The organism is Erwinia sp. MYb416 (genome assembly GCF_037479575.1).
GTDB classification, from domain to species: Bacteria; Pseudomonadota; Gammaproteobacteria; order Enterobacterales; family Enterobacteriaceae; genus Erwinia; species Erwinia rhapontici.
Genome location: NZ_JBBGYT010000442.1, coordinates 152,459 through 168,440, shown reverse-complemented (window position 1 = coordinate 168,440; position 15,982 = coordinate 152,459). Strand labels below are relative to the sequence as shown.

At 52.3% G+C, this 15,982-nt stretch carries 11 protein-coding genes; 5 read left to right on the top strand and 6 right to left on the bottom strand.

Annotated elements, in window-relative coordinates:
- Nucleotides 1–21 precede the first annotated feature (21 nt).
- Nucleotides 22–741 carry a fatty acid metabolism transcriptional regulator FadR gene (fadR, locus tag WH277_RS26960; protein ID WP_133841847.1) on the top strand — a complete coding sequence of 240 codons (720 nt, stop codon included), beginning with the start codon at nucleotides 22–24 and terminating at the stop codon, nucleotides 739–741.
- A 104-nt stretch (nucleotides 742–845) separates the two neighbouring features.
- Here the strand turns inward: fadR and WH277_RS26955 are convergent, their stop codons facing one another.
- A complete protein-coding gene (locus tag WH277_RS26955) occupies nucleotides 846–2,384 on the bottom strand; it encodes a SpoVR family protein (protein WP_133841848.1) in 1,539 nt (512 codons plus the stop codon).
- Between the two features lie 509 nt (nucleotides 2,385–2,893).
- Here WH277_RS26955 and WH277_RS26950 point away from each other — a divergent pair.
- Complete coding sequence (locus tag WH277_RS26950) at nucleotides 2,894–4,195, top strand: D-amino acid dehydrogenase (RefSeq protein ID WP_339507390.1); 1,302 nt, start codon at nucleotides 2,894–2,896, stop codon at nucleotides 4,193–4,195.
- A 29-nt stretch (nucleotides 4,196–4,224) separates the two neighbouring features.
- Entirely contained in the window at nucleotides 4,225–5,295 is a 1,071-nt protein-coding gene (gene dadX, locus WH277_RS26945; protein ID WP_133841850.1) for a catabolic alanine racemase DadX, read from the top strand.
- 2 nt (nucleotides 5,296–5,297) lie between these two features.
- Here dadX and WH277_RS26940 read toward each other — a convergent pair whose 3' ends face one another.
- The 5 genes from WH277_RS26940 to yeaG all read right to left on the bottom strand — a co-directional run bounded on the left by WH277_RS26940 (nucleotide 5,298) and on the right by yeaG (nucleotide 13,860).
- A complete protein-coding gene (locus tag WH277_RS26940) occupies nucleotides 5,298–6,488 on the bottom strand; it encodes a multidrug effflux MFS transporter (protein WP_159336545.1) in 1,191 nt (396 codons plus the stop codon).
- A 151-nt stretch (nucleotides 6,489–6,639) separates the two neighbouring features.
- Nucleotides 6,640–8,109 carry an undecaprenyl-phosphate galactose phosphotransferase WbaP gene (gene wbaP / locus WH277_RS26935; protein WP_133841852.1) on the bottom strand — a complete coding sequence of 490 codons (1,470 nt, stop codon included), beginning with the start codon at nucleotides 8,107–8,109 and terminating at the stop codon, nucleotides 6,640–6,642.
- Between the two features lie 428 nt (nucleotides 8,110–8,537).
- Nucleotides 8,538–10,265 carry a potassium/proton antiporter gene (locus tag WH277_RS26930; RefSeq protein WP_339507389.1) on the bottom strand — a complete coding sequence of 576 codons (1,728 nt, stop codon included), beginning with the start codon at nucleotides 10,263–10,265 and terminating at the stop codon, nucleotides 8,538–8,540.
- Between the two features lie 309 nt (nucleotides 10,266–10,574).
- Nucleotides 10,575–11,855, bottom strand: a complete 1,281-nt coding sequence (locus WH277_RS26925; protein WP_133841854.1) for a YeaH/YhbH family protein — start codon at nucleotides 11,853–11,855, stop codon at nucleotides 10,575–10,577.
- A gap of 70 nt (nucleotides 11,856–11,925) precedes the next feature.
- A complete protein-coding gene (yeaG, locus tag WH277_RS26920) occupies nucleotides 11,926–13,860 on the bottom strand; it encodes a protein kinase YeaG (protein ID WP_133841855.1) in 1,935 nt (644 codons plus the stop codon).
- 432 nt (nucleotides 13,861–14,292) lie between these two features.
- Here yeaG and WH277_RS26915 point away from each other — a divergent pair, with 432 nt between their 5' ends.
- On the top strand, nucleotides 14,293–15,042 hold the full coding sequence (locus WH277_RS26915) for a MipA/OmpV family protein (RefSeq protein ID WP_133841856.1): 750 nt from the start codon (nucleotides 14,293–14,295) through the stop codon (nucleotides 15,040–15,042).
- An 82-nt stretch (nucleotides 15,043–15,124) separates the two neighbouring features.
- Nucleotides 15,125–15,976: an aldo/keto reductase gene (locus WH277_RS26910; protein ID WP_133841857.1), complete on the top strand. Its 852-nt coding sequence runs from the start codon at nucleotides 15,125–15,127 to the stop codon at nucleotides 15,974–15,976.
- Nucleotides 15,977–15,982: the final 6 nt, after the last annotated feature.

The following is a 15,982-nucleotide window of genomic DNA, read 5'->3' as shown; positions in this document are numbered from 1 at the left end:
ACGCAACGGAAGAAGAACGCTATGGTTATTAAGGCGCAGAGCCCTGCGGGTTTCGCGGAAGAGTACATCATTGAAAGTATCTGGAATAACCGTTTCCCACCAGGTTCAATTCTGCCTGCTGAACGCGAACTCTCCGAACTGATAGGTGTCACCCGAACCACACTACGAGAAGTCTTACAGCGCCTGGCGCGCGATGGCTGGCTGACCATTCAGCACGGCAAACCGACCAAAGTGAATAATTTCTGGGAAACCTCCGGATTAAGTATTCTGGAAACACTGGCCCGTCTCGATCATGACAGCGTACCGCAGTTAGTGGATAACCTGCTGTCAGTTCGCACCAATATTTCGTCTATCTTTATTCGTCGTGCTATCCGTACTTACCCGGATAAAGCGCGTGAAGTGCTGGAAACCGCAAGTCACGTGGACGACCAGGCAGAAGCCTATACCAATCTCGATTACAGCATCTTCCGTGGGCTGGCGTTCGCCTCGGGTAACCCTATTTACGGTTTGATCATCAATGGATTGAAAGGGCTGTATACGCGCGTTGGGCGTCACTATTTCTCCAACCCGGAAGCGCGACGTCTGGCACAGGCTTTCTATCAGCAACTGCTGAATATCCTTCATACCCAGCAATATGACCTGATTGTAGACAGCGTGCGCGACTATGGTCGTCGCAGCGGGGAAATCTGGCATGCCATGCAGACCAGTATGCCAACCGATCTGCCGCCTGCTCGCCGTTAAGTCGATAAAAAGGGCTGACCTCTTTATGCGGTCAGCCCTAAGAAACAGAAAAAGAGGGCGACCCATTGGGGGGGCGCCCTCTTCACATTGAGGCTGACCTCAGATCAGATAGTGGTGCCCGGGCGGGGCGGGCAGCGTTCGAGGATCTCCACTGTGCCATCATCGTTCTGTTGTTCCAGATTGATGTCAAAGCCCCACAGACGATGTACATGCTTCAACACTTCCCGACGACTCTTATCCAGCGGTGCGCGGTTATGCGGAACATAGCGTAAGGTCAGCGATCGGTCCCCACGCAGATCCACGTCATAAACCTGTATATTCGGTTCGAGATTGCTCAAATTATATTGAGCGGAGAGCTGCTGACGGATCGCCCGGTAGCCCGCTTCATCATGAATGGCCGCAATTTCGAGGAAATTATTGCGATCGTCATCCATCACCGTGAACAGGCGGAAATCGCGCATGATCTTCGGTGAAAGGAACTGGCTGATAAAACTCTCGTCCTTAAACTCCTTCATCGCAAAGTGTAGAGTATCCAGCCAGTTAGAACCGGCAATATCCGGGAACCAGTGACGATCTTCTTCCGTTGGCTCCTCGCAGATGCGCTTAATATCCTGGAACATCGCAAAGCCAAGCGCATACGGGTTGATACCGTTATACCACTGGCTGTTGTAAGGGGGTTGGAAGACCACATTGGTGTGGCTATGCAGGAACTCCAGCATAAAGCGCTCAGAAACTTTCCCTTCGTCATACAGGTGATTAAGAATGGTGTAGTGCCAGAACGTAGCCCATCCCTCATTCATCACCTGAGTCTGTTTTTGCGGGTAGAAATACTGGCTGACCTTTCTGACAATGCGCAGACATTCACGCTGCCAGGGTTCCAGCAGCGGCGCATTCTTCTCCATAAAGTACAGCAGGTTTTCCTGTGGTTCGGATGGGTAGCGCGTGTTGGCGAATTGCGCTTCCTCGCGCTCACGCCGTGGCAAGGTGCGCCACAGCATGTTCACCTGGCTTTGCAGGTACTCTTCACGGCTCTGTTGCCGCGCTTTCTCTTCCTGCAAGGAGATTTTTTGCGGACGTTTGTAGCGGTCAACGCCATAATTCATCAGCGCATGGCAGGAGTCGAGCAGCCGTTCCACGTTTTCCACTCCGTAGCGCTCCTCACACTGCGTAATGTAGTTACGGGCGAAGATCAGGTAGTCGACGATGGAGCTGGCATCCGTCCAACTGCGGAACAGATAGTTATTCTTGAAGAAGGAGTTGTGACCATAACAGGCATGCGCCATCACCAGCGCCTGCATCGTCATGGTATTTTCTTCCATCAGATAGGCAATACACGGATTGGAGTTGATGACGATTTCATAGGCCAGACCTTGCTGGCCGTGCTTATAGCGCTGTTCTGTCTCGATAAATTTCTTACCGAATGACCAGTGTGCATAGTTGATTGGCATCCCGACACTGGAATAAGCATCCATCATCTGTTCGGAGGTGATGACCTCAATCTGATGCGGGTAGGTATCCAGTCGGTAGGATTTAGCGACGCGGTCGATCTCCTTGAGATACACATCAAGCAGGTCGAAGGTCCAGTCTGGTCCATCATCGAGTCGTTTGCTGTCCTTAATCGGATCGTCAAAGATCGTGGTCATAGCGCACCCCTTTTTATAAAACCGGATTACCTTACGGCAGAATGTCCGTTTTCATCTCGGCTCACCCGCACAAATGAGGCGCTGATAAGCCTGGAATTAAAGCCAATATCTCAATGATAGTTCACTGTCTCGTATCCCTCTCGTTAAAACAATTGAAATCTTCGATACAAAATCCAGTGCTGTTTAAAAAAAGATTTTTACGTAACAATAAATTCATAAAAACATGCATTTTGCAGGATAATATCCTGTTTATAGTATTAAGTTATGACAGGGTGGGATTGTTCTGGTGTTTGCGCATATATGCTGTGATTAAATTATTATCTGCTACTTAATTTATTAAACCAGAGGTTTTGACTGAATTAAGCTGGGCATCTTGTTTTTATTTACCTGGAGGGTAAAAAAGATGTGAAATATGTCAGCGTAATGTGAGTGTTATCACTGGTGTTTTCATCCATGTTGATGTCGAATGTCCAGTGCATAATTCTATAATGTGTCTCTATGAGGTGGGTATGCGAGTTGTCATTCTGGGTAGTGGCGTGGTGGGTGTGGCAAGTGCGTGGTATCTGGCGCAGGCCGGACATGAGGTGACGGTAATCGATCGTCAGCCCGCAGTAGCACTGGAAACCAGTGCGGCGAATGCAGGGCAGATATCACCCGGATATGCCGCCCCCTGGGCGGCACCGGGTGTGCCGTTTAAAGCCGTAAAATGGATGTTCCAGCGCCATGCTCCACTCGCGATCCGCCTTGATGGCAGCCGCTTCCAGTTGGAATGGATGTGGCAGATGTTGCGTAACTGCGATATGCGCCATTACCAGCAGAATAAAAGCCGCATGGTGCGAATTGCGGAATACAGCCGTGACTGCCTCAAAGCATTGCGCCAGGAAACGGGCATTGCCTATGAAGGGCGTCAGGGAGGAACATTGCAGTTATTCCGCACCGCGCAGCAGTTTGACAGTGCAGCGAAGGATATCGCGGTCCTGAAAGAAGCCGGAGTCCCCTACGAGCTGCTGGAGGCCACGCAGCTGTTGCAAGCAGAACCGGCACTGGCGGCAACCCAGCACAAGTTGACGGGCGGTTTACGCTTGCCCAATGATGAAACCGGTGATTGCCAGTTGTTTACCCAGCGTCTGGCGGCGATGGCGGCAGACCCGGGAGTCACCTTCCGTTTCAATACCTCTGTCGATGCTCTGGTACAGGATGGTAATCGCATCAGCGGCGTCAAATGTGGCGGCGAGATGGTGACTGCGGATGCTTATGTGGTGGCATTCGGGTCATTCTCGACGGCGCTGTTAGAGGATATTGTTAAGGTGCCTGTTTACCCCCTAAAAGGGTATTCACTGACGATACCGATCAAAGATGCGGCTGCGGCACCGATTTCAACGGTGCTGGATGAAACCTATAAAGTGGCGATCACCCGTTTTGACGATCGTATTCGTGTGGGGGGAATGGCAGAAATTGTCGGATTTAACACCAAACTGTTACCGGCACGCCGTCGCACGCTGGAAATGGTTGTCGGCGATCTCTTCCCGCAAGGTGGGTATATTGAGCAGTCGGTTTTCTGGAGTGGTTTACGCCCAATGACACCCGACGGCACGCCAATTGTAGGTCGTACCCCGTTGAAAAACCTGTTCCTTAATACCGGACATGGTACTCTTGGCTGGACAATGGCCTGTGGTTCAGGGCAGCTTCTTGCGGATATTATTAGCGGTGTGACACCCGCGATTTCCGCTGACGATCTGTCTGTCATGCGCTATCTGCCAGGTTTTATTCCGGCGCCGGCTCGCTCACTGCACAGTGCCAATGTTCGCTAACTCATCGTATTTTTTTACAAGGAGAGAGTATGTCTCGTCCTATTCTCGCAACGATTAATCTCGCTGCGCTGAGGCAAAATCTGGCAGTAGCGCGCCAGGCGGCGGGTGGTTCGCGCCTGTGGTCAGTCGTGAAGGCGAATGCCTACGGACACGGTATTGCGCGAGTCTGGCAGAGTCTGGTGGAAACGGATGGTTTCGCCTTGCTCAACCTGGAAGAGGCTATTCTGTTACGCGAACAGGGCTGGAAAAAACCGATCCTGCTGCTGGAGGGCTTCTTCCATCAGGATGAACTGGCGATTATTGACCAGTATCGCCTGACCACCAGCGTTCACAGTAACTGGCAAATTCAGGCGCTGGCAAAAGCCAGGCTTTCGGCGCCACTGGATATTTATCTCAAAATGAACAGCGGTATGAACCGACTGGGCTTCCAGCCCGATCAGGTGCATAACGCGTGGCAAAAATTACGTTCCCTGGATAACGTTGGTGAAATGACGCTGATGGCCCACTTTGCTGACGCTGAAACCAGTGAAGGTATTGCCGGACCCTTGCAGCGCATTGAGCAGGCGGCTGAAGGGCTGAATTGTGCGCGTTCGCTGGCGAACTCCGCGGCTACGTTGTGGCATCCGCAAACGCATCATGACTGGGTACGCCCCGGTATTATCCTGTATGGCGCATCCCCCAGCGGCCAGTGGCAGGACATTGCCAGCAGTGGTTTGCAACCCGTGATGACATTGACCAGCGAAGTGATCGGCATTCAGCAGCTGACGGCGGGTTCTGCTGTGGGATACGGCGGCCAGTACCGTGCATCAGGTGAACAGCGTATCGGAGTGGTCGCTTGCGGCTATGCTGATGGTTATCCCCGTCATGCGCCGACCGGAACGCCGATTTTGGTTGATGGTGTGATGACGCAGACGGTCGGGCGGGTTTCAATGGATATGATCACTGTCGATTTAACCCCGTGCCCTCAGGCGGGCATAGGCAGCCAGGTTGAGCTGTGGGGCAACAACGTCAAAATTGATGATGTGGCCGCCGCCGCCGGCACCGTTGGCTATGAGCTGATGTGCGCGCTCGCCCCCCGGGTGCCGGTGATCGTTGAATAATCTTAGAGCGAGGTCAGCGTACCGCGCACATTTTTACTGATACGCCAGGCGGTCAGTGCCAGCAGCGCACCGGCCGCCATCATCAGTGCCAGCGCGGATTTCTCCGCAATCGGTAGCGCCATCACTAACAGACCCGCCGACGATCCTCCCGCCATCTGAATAAAACCTGCCAGTGCAGAGGCGACACCGGCCTGCTGCTGATAAGGCTCCAGGGCGTAGCTGGTTGCAGGTCCCACGGTGAAGGCCAGTCCGGCAACGGAGATAGCAACGGGCAGCATATACAGCGCCCAGTGTGTCTGCATGGCCGCCGGGAACAGCATCACACCGCCCATTAACGTTATCGCACCAATTGTCATCGCCAGTGCGCCAATTGCCAGACAAATCGGGCGACCCAGTTTTCGGATCATCTTATTCACCAGCACGCTGACCAGCATAATCCAGAAGCCGTTAGCACCAAACGCGATGGAGAATTGCAGTGCGCTGAGTTTGCCTTCGGTCATCAAAACCTGCGGAGCCAGAGAAACATAGGTCAGCACCATACCCAGTGCGCCCGCGTTGGCAAAAGCAAAGGCGAGGAAACGCGGCTGACGCAGAATTTGCCAGTACTGACGCACGGGTAAACCTTTCACCTTTTGCGTATCAGCAGGGCGGGTTTCCGGCAGGAACAGCATCACCAGTACGGCAATAAACAGCGCATAACCGGTCAGGAACCAAAAGTTCGCCCGCCAGCCAAATGCATCGGCCAGGAAGCCACCCAGCATCGGTGCCAGGGCCGGGACGATATTTAACGCGCCGTTTAAGAATCCATAAGCACGCGCCGCTTCTTCACCATTAAGACGGTCGCGTACGCCGCTGAACGCCACGACGGCGGTACAGCACACGGCACAGCCCTGAATGACACGGGCGCTGAGGAACTGCGGCCAGCCGGTGGCGGTGGCGGCCAGGATGCTTCCGGTGACATACAGCAGAAGACCAATCAGCGCGATGGGTTTACGGCCCAGATTATCCACCAGCGGTCCGGCGATAATTTGCCCCAGGCCCATCACCAGTAAAAACAAAGGGATCGTTGTCTGGATGGCAGAAACGGGCGTATTCAGACCGAGAGCAATATCGGGCAGCGTGGGCAAATAGAGGTCAATGCCTAACGGTGCAAGCAGCACCAGGCTGAGTAACAGTAGCGTAAATTTTTGCATAGCAGGTGTGGCGTCCAGATTAAAGCAAGCCGGACAGGGTAGAGATAACAGAGGGAAAAGAAAAGGAGAAAGTGATAAAAGCGCTCGGGGATGTGGCCATCGTCATGGCCGGATGCAGGCAATGACGATGGCTGGCACTGTTCAGCTCAGGTTAGTACGCGCCGTCGCGGCGCAGTACCACACCGGCTGTTTTGAACAGAATGGCGATATCGGTCCACAACGCCCAGTTTTTGACATACCAGGAGTCGAAGTAAACACGGGTGTCATAGTCGATATCGTTACGACCGCTCACCTGCCACAGTCCTGTCATACCCGGTTTAGCCATCAGGTAGTAATCCACGTCACCGGCATAACGCTCCAGTTCTGCTTCAATCACCGGACGTGGGCCCACCAGACTCATCTCACCACGAATGACGTTCCACAGCTGCGGCAGTTCATCCAGGCTGGTCTTACGCAGAAATGAGCCAATTTTGGTGACACGGGGATCGTTCTTCAGTTTAAAGTCTTTGTCCCACTCGGCGCGTGCTTCTTCACTGGTGGCCAACAGGGTTTCCAACACTTCCTTCGAGTTCATCACCATCGAACGGAATTTCAGGCATTTAAACTTCTTCCCATCCTGACCAACACGCTCGTGACCGTAGATCGGGCTGCCGCCATCACGGCTGACCATCCAGCAGATCAAACCAAATGCCGGAGCAAGGAACAGCAACAGCAGTGAGGCCACCACAACGTCAAAGGTGCGCTTGAGGAAGCGTGAAGAGCGCTTCGCCAGATTATTGCTGACGCGCAGCAGCATCACTTCATGGCTAAAGATAAAGGACATATCCGTACCGTACAGCGGCACGCCACGTAGCGTTGGCACCACGGAGACTGAGCGGCACTTTTTCTTCGACAGCAGTTTCAGCCATTTATCGCGAATGGCGCGCTGGTCGTTCTCCATCGCTACAATAAACTGGGTGTTATCGAGGTCGACAGTCTCCCAGACAATATCTTTGTGTGTGATCACCGGGATGCCATTGAAACTATCAGCGCCGTTCTTTTCACCGCTCGGGGCAACGAAGGCTTTCACGTCGTAGCCCAGCAGCTCTTCGCTTTGCAGCGCGGCATAGGCTTCACGGGCATTTTTACCGGAACCAATGATGATGGTGTGTTTCTGCCACTGTCCCGCTTTCAGGATGGCATTCTTAACGCATGAGCGCAGGAGAGGCACCAGAATCAAGGCATACAGCCAGGTGAAACTCCAGAGCATGCGGGAGAAATCCCATTTGGAAAACGCAATCAGTGCCAGGTCTAACAGTGAAAAGATCACCAGCGTTTTAATAATGTCTTTTAATTCAAACCAGAAGGGTTTGCGGTAGGTATAGTGGCGCAGGCGCATCCAGAACCATGCGGTACATAATACTGACATAATGAATTGCGCGATAAAGCGGACTTCAACTTCTTGCGGCGGGATAAAAATATCCAGATTACCCCAAATACCCTGCAGCGTCGCTGCGGATAAAAACAGTGCCAGATTGATGGAGAGTAAATCTGAGAAACTTAACGCAACTTTCGCAATAATGTTTTTTCGTGTGCCGCTGAATGTCCGGCGACTTTCATTCAGTACCAGAGTACTTGCCATAATGCCTGCTCTCTTATCATGAGAAATCAATGACCTGACGAGGATAAAGCACGCGTCCAGGAGTCTCTTTAGTAAACCTTCTGGGTTTATCAGACTGACGTCGGTGTTGCCATTATCGTAACTGTGTTCAGGGCAGCGGAGCGGTGGGAGATGAGATAACCACGCTATATCCGTCACATAATGAAGTGATAAGTATGCAGGAGTTATTTGAGTTAGTTAATACGGGATAATCCTAAAAGAAGATGAAAAATCAAACAGGGGATTAATCTTAAGCTCTGGTGCTAAATGAAAGATATAAATAAAAAATATGACAATACGATAAACAAAAAATCACTATTTGATGAATCTGAAACCGCCAGGGTTAAATATGACGGTTTCAGACAAATCTTGTGGAGTGGGATTCCAGTTCTGAATGAAATCAGGAAAGATTATTCCCTTTCTTCCTGAACCCTGACGCCGATTTTGACGATCTCGTTAGCCTCTTTCTCAGCCACGGTCCAGACCATGTTTTTCCATTCCACCTGGTCACCGACCACGGGTGCGCCGCCAATCATCCCCAGCACCAGCTGTCCCAGCGTTTGCTGAGTATCAGAGTCCTCATCCAGTTCAATACCGTAAATCTCGGAGACATCGTGCAAGCGCGCATCGGCTTGCAAAATGAAGTCACCAAAGAAGCGTTGATCCAGCGACACCGGCGGGGACTGGCTGAACAGCTTGCCGAGTGCGGGCAGGTCACGCTCACGGCCAATGACGCACAGCACATCATTCTCTCTCAGGCGGGTGCTGCCGGACGGGTGTAACAGCAGGTTATCGCGGAACAACGCGGCAATACGTGTTTCTCGCGGCATTCTGAGGTCACGCAGCGCGGCACCTACACACCATTTGTCGGCACTGAGCTGATAAACAAACTGCTCCCAGGGATTCTCCGGGTGAATATCCAGACCGATGCGGGAAATAGGCGAAGCCATCGGCGGAACGACAACCCTGGCTTTGCGCGCTGCCCAACCCAGTGATGTGCCCTGAACCATCAGTGACACCAACACCACAAAGAAGGCAATGTTGAAGAACAGGGAGGCATGTGGCAGCCCGGCCATCATCGGGAAGACGGCAAGAATAATCGGCACGGCACCTCTGAGCCCGACCCAGCTAATAAAAATCCTTTCGCGAATATTGAAACCGCGAAACGGCAACAGCCCAATCATTATCGACAGCGGGCGTGCGACCAGAATCAGGCAGAGTGATAACAACGTGGCCGGAATAGCGATGTGCCAGAGATCGGTGGGATTGACCAGCAGGCCGAGCACAAGGAACATGCCGATCTGACTTAGCCACGCCATGCCGTCAAAGGTTTGCAAAATGCCATGACGGTTGCGAATAGGGCGGTTACCGAGCACAAAGCCGCACAGGTAGACGGCGAGGATGCCACTGCCTTCCAGAACGGTGGTGAGGGCGAAGACCAGAATGCCTCCGCTGACGGCAAGCAGTGGATAGAGACCGCTGGCCAGAGAGACACGGTTAATCAATTGCAGTAAGGCCCAGCCGCCGCCGAGCCCAAGCACAATGCCCAGTCCAAACTGCTGCACCAGGTGCACCACAAACATCCAGCTTAATCCGCTCTGGCCCTGCTGAATCATCTCAATCAGGGTGATGGTCAGGAATACGGCCATGGGGTCGTTACTGCCGGACTCAATTTCCAGCGTGGCGCTGACGCGCTCATTCAGGCCTTTACCGCCCAGCAGTGAAAACACCGCAGCGGCATCGGTGGAACCGATAATGGCCCCCACCAGAAAACCGTTCATCAGGTTGAGATCAAACAGCCAGGCTGCGGCAAGACCTGTCAGTCCCGCGGTGATCAGTACGCCCACCGTTGCCAGCGACAGCGCCGGACCGAGCGCCACTTTAAACGAACTGGCCTGGGTGCGCATACCGCCATCCAGCAGGATCACTGCCAGTGCCAGGTTACTGATCAGATAGGCCGCGGGGTAGTTGTCAAAGGCGATCCCCCCAATACCGTCCACACCCGCCAGCATACCGAGCGCCAGGAAGATAACCAGAATCGGGATACCCAGTTTCGATGAAAAAGAGCTGAGTAAAATGCTCGACGCAACCAGCACAGAACCAATAATGAACAAACTATAAATCGCGCTGGCTTCCAATGGGCATCTCTCCTGTGATGAGTAAAAAACCACTTCACGGTGTGAAGGGTACAAAATCTGTACGCAATTCATTTACGGACAGAAGAAAAGGTCAGTCAGAATAAAATATCGCAAAACAGCCAGAAGTAAATGCCGCTGAGTGCGACCAAAATGGGCTTTATTTGACGCATTAGCGATGCAGACTCGAAAAAAAGGCGTGAAAGCCAGATAAAAGCCTGGCAGGAGGGCAGTATGACACGGGTTAAAAGCGGGGAATGGACTATATACAAAATTTCTCAGCCGACGGCAGACGTCGGCTGAGGACAGACATCAGTAATTCTCTTCTGCCTGTTTGTGGAACAGAGCACGGAACACCGGATAGATATCTTCCGGTTCACGGATGTGCTGTATGGCAAAGTTATCGAAGGTCGATTGCAGATGTTCATATTCACGCCACAAGGTCTGGTGAGCGCGCCGGGTGATTTCGATATAGCTGTAGTAACGCACCACGGGCAGAATATTTTTTGCCAGGATTTCGTGACACAGCGGTGAGTCGTCGGCCCAGTTATCGCCATCGGAAGCCTGTGCGGCATAGATATTCCACTGGGTCGGGTCGTAACGTTCTTTCACGACTTCATCCATCAGTTTTAGTGCGCTGGACACGATCGTCCCACCTGTTTCCTGTGAGTAGAAAAATTCCTGCTCATCGACTTCTTTTGCCTGAGTGTGATGACGTATATACACCACATCGACGTTTTTATAGGTCCTGCTGAGGAACAGATACAGCAGAATATAAAAACGTTTAGCCATATCTTTAGTGGCCTGGTCCATTGAACCCGACACGTCCATCAGACAGAACATCACGGCCTGGCTGGATGGCTCCGGGCGTTTTTCGAAGTTTTTATAGCGCAGGTCAAAGGTATCAATAAAGGGCACGCGTTTGATGCGGGCACGCAGCTCTTCAATTTCTTTCCGCAGCCGGTCTTCTTCCAGCAACTGAGCCGGCTCACTGTTTTCAACCAGCAACAGCGATTCTTCCAGTTCGGCCAGCAGACGCCGTTTCCCCGCCGTCATGGCGGTACGCCGCGCCAGCGAATTTTGTAATGAGCGCACCACGCTGATATTGGCCGGTACACCGTTAGCGGTATAGCCCGCACGGTGGGTTTTATACTCATTGAGCTGACGATGCTGATTCTTTTTCAGATTCGGCAATGCGAGATCTTCAAACAGCAAATCGAGATATTCATCTTTCGAGATATTGAAGACAAACTCATCCTGGCCTTCACCATCCTTTCCGGCATTACCCTGACCACTGCCGCTCCCTCCGCCACCGCCCTGTGGGCGCTCCACGCGGTCATTCTGGACGAAGTGGTCATTACCTGGATGAACGCGATGGCGCTGGCCGCCGCGTCCCTGATGAAAACTCGGTTCGTTAATATCTTCAATTGGAATAGAGACGGATTCACCGCTCTCAACGTCGGTAACCGAACGCTTATTAATGGCCTCGGAGATCGACTGTTTGATTTGCGATTTATAGCGGCGCAAAAAGCGCTGACGATTGACCGCGCTTTTGTTTTTACCGTTAAGACGCCGATCGATAAAATAGGCCATAGCTCCCCCAAACAGTGTTGCCATTCGGGTCAGGGCATCAGCCCTGACCCGAATGGATGCGACTTCCGAATCAGGACGATTTTCTTACGCGCAAATACCATTCGCACAGCAGGCGAACCTGTTTGCGGGTATAGCCTTTTTCCATCATACGGTCGACAAAATCGTCGTGTTTTTTCTGTTCGTCGGTGGATGTTTTAGCGTTAAACGAAATGACCGGGAGCAGCTCTTCGGTGTTCGAGAACATTTTCTTCTCGATCACGGTGCGCAGCTTCTCATAGCTGGTCCAGTTCGGATTACGGCCATTATTATGAGCACGGGCGCGCAGAACAAAGTTGACGATCTCATTACGGAAGTCTTTCGGGTTACTGATCCCGGCCGGCTTCTCAATTTTTTCCAGCTCTGCGTTCAGGGACTCACGGTCAAACAACTGCCCGGTATCCGGATCACGATACTCCTGATCCTGAATCCAGAAGTCAGCGTAGGTCACATAGCGGTCGAAGATGTTCTGACCATATTCAGAGTAAGATTCCAGGTACGCCGTCTGAATTTCTTTACCAATAAACTCGGCATATTTCGGGATCAGGTAGCCTTTCAGGTGTTCAAGGTATTTCTCAGCCTGTTCCTGCGGGAACTGCTCACGATCGATCTGCTGTTCCAGTACATAGAACAGGTGCACCGGGTTAGCTGCGACCTCAGCATGGTCGAAGTTGAACACACGGGAGAGAATTTTGAAGGCGAAGCGGGTAGATAACCCGTTCATCCCTTCGTCCACACCTGCGTAATCGCGGTATTCCTGGTAGGATTTCGACTTAGGATCGGTATCCTTCAGGCTTTCACCGTCGTAGACGCGCATTTTCGAATAGGTACTGGAGTTTTCCGGCTCTTTCAGGCGCGACAGAATCGAGAAGCGAGCCAGTGTTTCCAGCGTACCCGGCGCGCAAGGTGCGTGGGTCAGTTCACTGTTAACCAGCAGCTTGTCGTAGATTTTGATCTCTTCCGACACGCGCAGGCAGTAAGGCACTTTGACAATGTAAACACGGTCAAGGAACGCCTCGTTATTCTTGTTGTTACGGAATGTCACCCACTCAGATTCGTTGGAGTGCGCGAGGATTATCCCGTTAAACGGCAGGGCAGAGATCCCTTCAGTCCCGTTATAGTTCCCTTCCTGGGTGGCCGTCAGCAGCGGATGCAGCACCTTGATAGGCGCTTTAAACATTTCAACGAACTCCATAATCCCCTGGTTCGCCCGGCATAACGCTCCGGAATAACCATAAGCATCAGGATCGTTTTGCGCGTGGTTTTCCAGTTTACGGATATCCACTTTACCCACCAGCGCCGAAATATCCTGGTTGTTTTCATCGCCAGGTTCGGTTTTGGCAATCGCGACCTGTTCAAGAATCGACGGCCAGACCTTCACGACCTTGAAGCGGGTGATATCACCACCGAAATCGTGCAGGCGTTTGGCGGCCCACGGCGACATGATGGTGCCAAGGTAACGACGTGGAACGCCGTATTCTTTTTCAAGAATGTTGGCATCTTCCTGCGGATTAAACAGGCACAGCGGATGGTCATTCACCGGGCTGCGTTCGCCATCTGCCGTGAGCACATAGATGGGCACACGCTGCATCAGTGATTTCAGACGTTCGGCCAGAGAGGATTTCCCGCCACCGACCGGGCCCAGCAGATACAGGATCTGTTTTTTCTCTTCCAGGCCCTGTGCCGCATGTTTCAGGTAGGAAACGATTTGCTCAATCGCATCCTCCATACCATAAAACTCTTCGAATGCAGGATAGCGCGCAACAACACGATTAGAGAACAGGCGGGAAAGGCGTGGCTCCAGCGCGGTATCCACCATTACTGGCTCACCAATAGCCATTAACAGTCGTTCCGCCGCATTGGCGTATGCACTGCGATCTTGCCGGCAAACCGTAAGAAATTCCTGCAGTGTGAACTCTTCGTCCTTGGCAGCTTCATAGCGCTGACGGTAGTGATCGAATATATTCATGGCGATGCCCGTCCTTTCGTTTTTAGCACAGGTACCAGGAGCCTAAGTTTGGTCAGCCCCTGAAGGAACTTACAGTGAGTACAGCAACCCTTATGCCAACCTGACTTTTTTTATCGGGAAACACAAAAATGCTGGTCACTCTGCTCGTTGGAATTTAGCGTCTTATAAATAAGCGTAGATCGCATTTAGGAAATTTCCTGATTCGCTTGGCATTTTCAATGAAATTTCAATAACAAAGTTATAAACCAGCTATACCATCCCCTTAGTGGATGCGGGCTGACGGGTTTTTGTAAACCTCAACAACTGGCATCTGCAACCGCATTCTTTCGGGTTATTGATTATATGTGCTACTAATAATGTAAATGTATGACTCAAAACGACCATAATGTTTAGACTGATGACCGATTGTTATATTAATGGACTGAATAAATTGTGAACCAATTCAAACTTACAGCGCTTACTGCACTTTTACCTGTCTGTTTTGCTGCGCCTCTCGCACAAGCCAATCCGTTAACGTTGGGCGCGTCGCTGCTCTATAGCCAGAGCCCTTATAAAAGCGGTCAGGACCGTTACTATCCGGTTCCCATCATCAATTATGAGGGCGACAGCTTCTATATCCGTAGCCTTCAGGCCGGGTATTTCCTGTGGAAAGACCAGCAGGACCAGCTGTCTCTGACCGTCCTGGGTTCGCCGCAGAACTATGATCCGGATGATGTCGATGACGGGGATATGAAATCGCTGAATAAGCGCCATATGACCCTGATGGGTGGCCTGGCGTATCGTCACTCAGCCGACTGGGGCATCGTGCGCACCACGCTGGTGGGTGACATGCTGGACAACAGTAACGGCATTATCTGGGACCTGACCTACCTGTATCGCTTTGAATTCGGCCAGTTTAACCTGACACCGGGTATCGGCGCGTTATGGAACAGCTCAAACCAGAACGGGTATTATTATGGTATCTCGTCAGCGGAATCCCGCCGCAGCGGGCTGGATCGTTACGATCCGGACAGCAGCTGGAGCCCGTACGTTGAGTTGACCGCAGGCTGGGCCATCAGTCAGAACTGGAATGCCACCCTTTCAGGTCGTTACAGCCGTCTTGCTGATGAAATTAAAGACAGCCCGATGGTGGATAGAGATTCACAGATGTTGTTGTGGACCGGGGTAAGCTATACCTTCTGATGCCATCACTCTGCACTAAAAAAGGGCGCTCTGCGCCCTTTTTTATCATGGTGGCGCCCTAAAAAAGTGCATGGAGAGAAAGATGAACCGAGTCGTCACGTTTGCCGATGGCACCGAGCTGCCTGCGATAGGTCAGGGTACATGGTTTATGGGGGAAGACGCTGCTCAACATCATCAGGAGGTCGCTGCTTTGCAAGCCGGGCTGGAGCGGGGTCTGAAGCTGATCGATACCGCCGAGATGTATGCCGATGGCGGCGCTGAAAGGGTGGTGGGTGAGGCCTTGCGCGGGCGTCGTGACCAGGCGTATCTGGTCTCCAAAGTTTATCCGTGGAATGCCAGTGAGGTGGATGCTGTTGATGCCTGTGAGCGCAGCCTGACACGCTTGAACACCGATTATCTCGATCTCTATCTTCTGCACTGGCGGGGAAATATTCCGCTGGAAGAGACGCTACGTGCGATGCAAACACTGCAACAACAGGGAAAAATTCGCCGCTGGGGGGTGTCTAATTTTGACAGCGATGATCTCCACGAGTTACTTGCTGAAGAAGGCGGCGCGCAGTGCGCTACTAACCAGGTGCTTTACCATCTGGCATCCCGTGGAATTGAGTATGATTTGCTGCCTGACTGTCAGCAGCTGGCGATGCCGCTGATGGCTTATTGCCCCCTGGCGCAGGCGGGTCGATTACGCACAGAGCTGATGAGTCACCCGACGCTGACCCGAATTGCACAACAAAAGGGCATCAGCATGGCGCAGCTGCTGCTGGCGTGGGTGATCCGTAAAGAAGGAGTGATGGCGATCCCGAAAGCGAGCAGCATTGCGCATGTTGATGACAATGCTGCGGCGCTCGGGGTGGTACTGACCAGCGAGGAACTGGCACTGATCAATCAGGCATTCCCACCGCCAGAAACAAAGCAACCGCTGGATGTGGTCTGAGTCCGG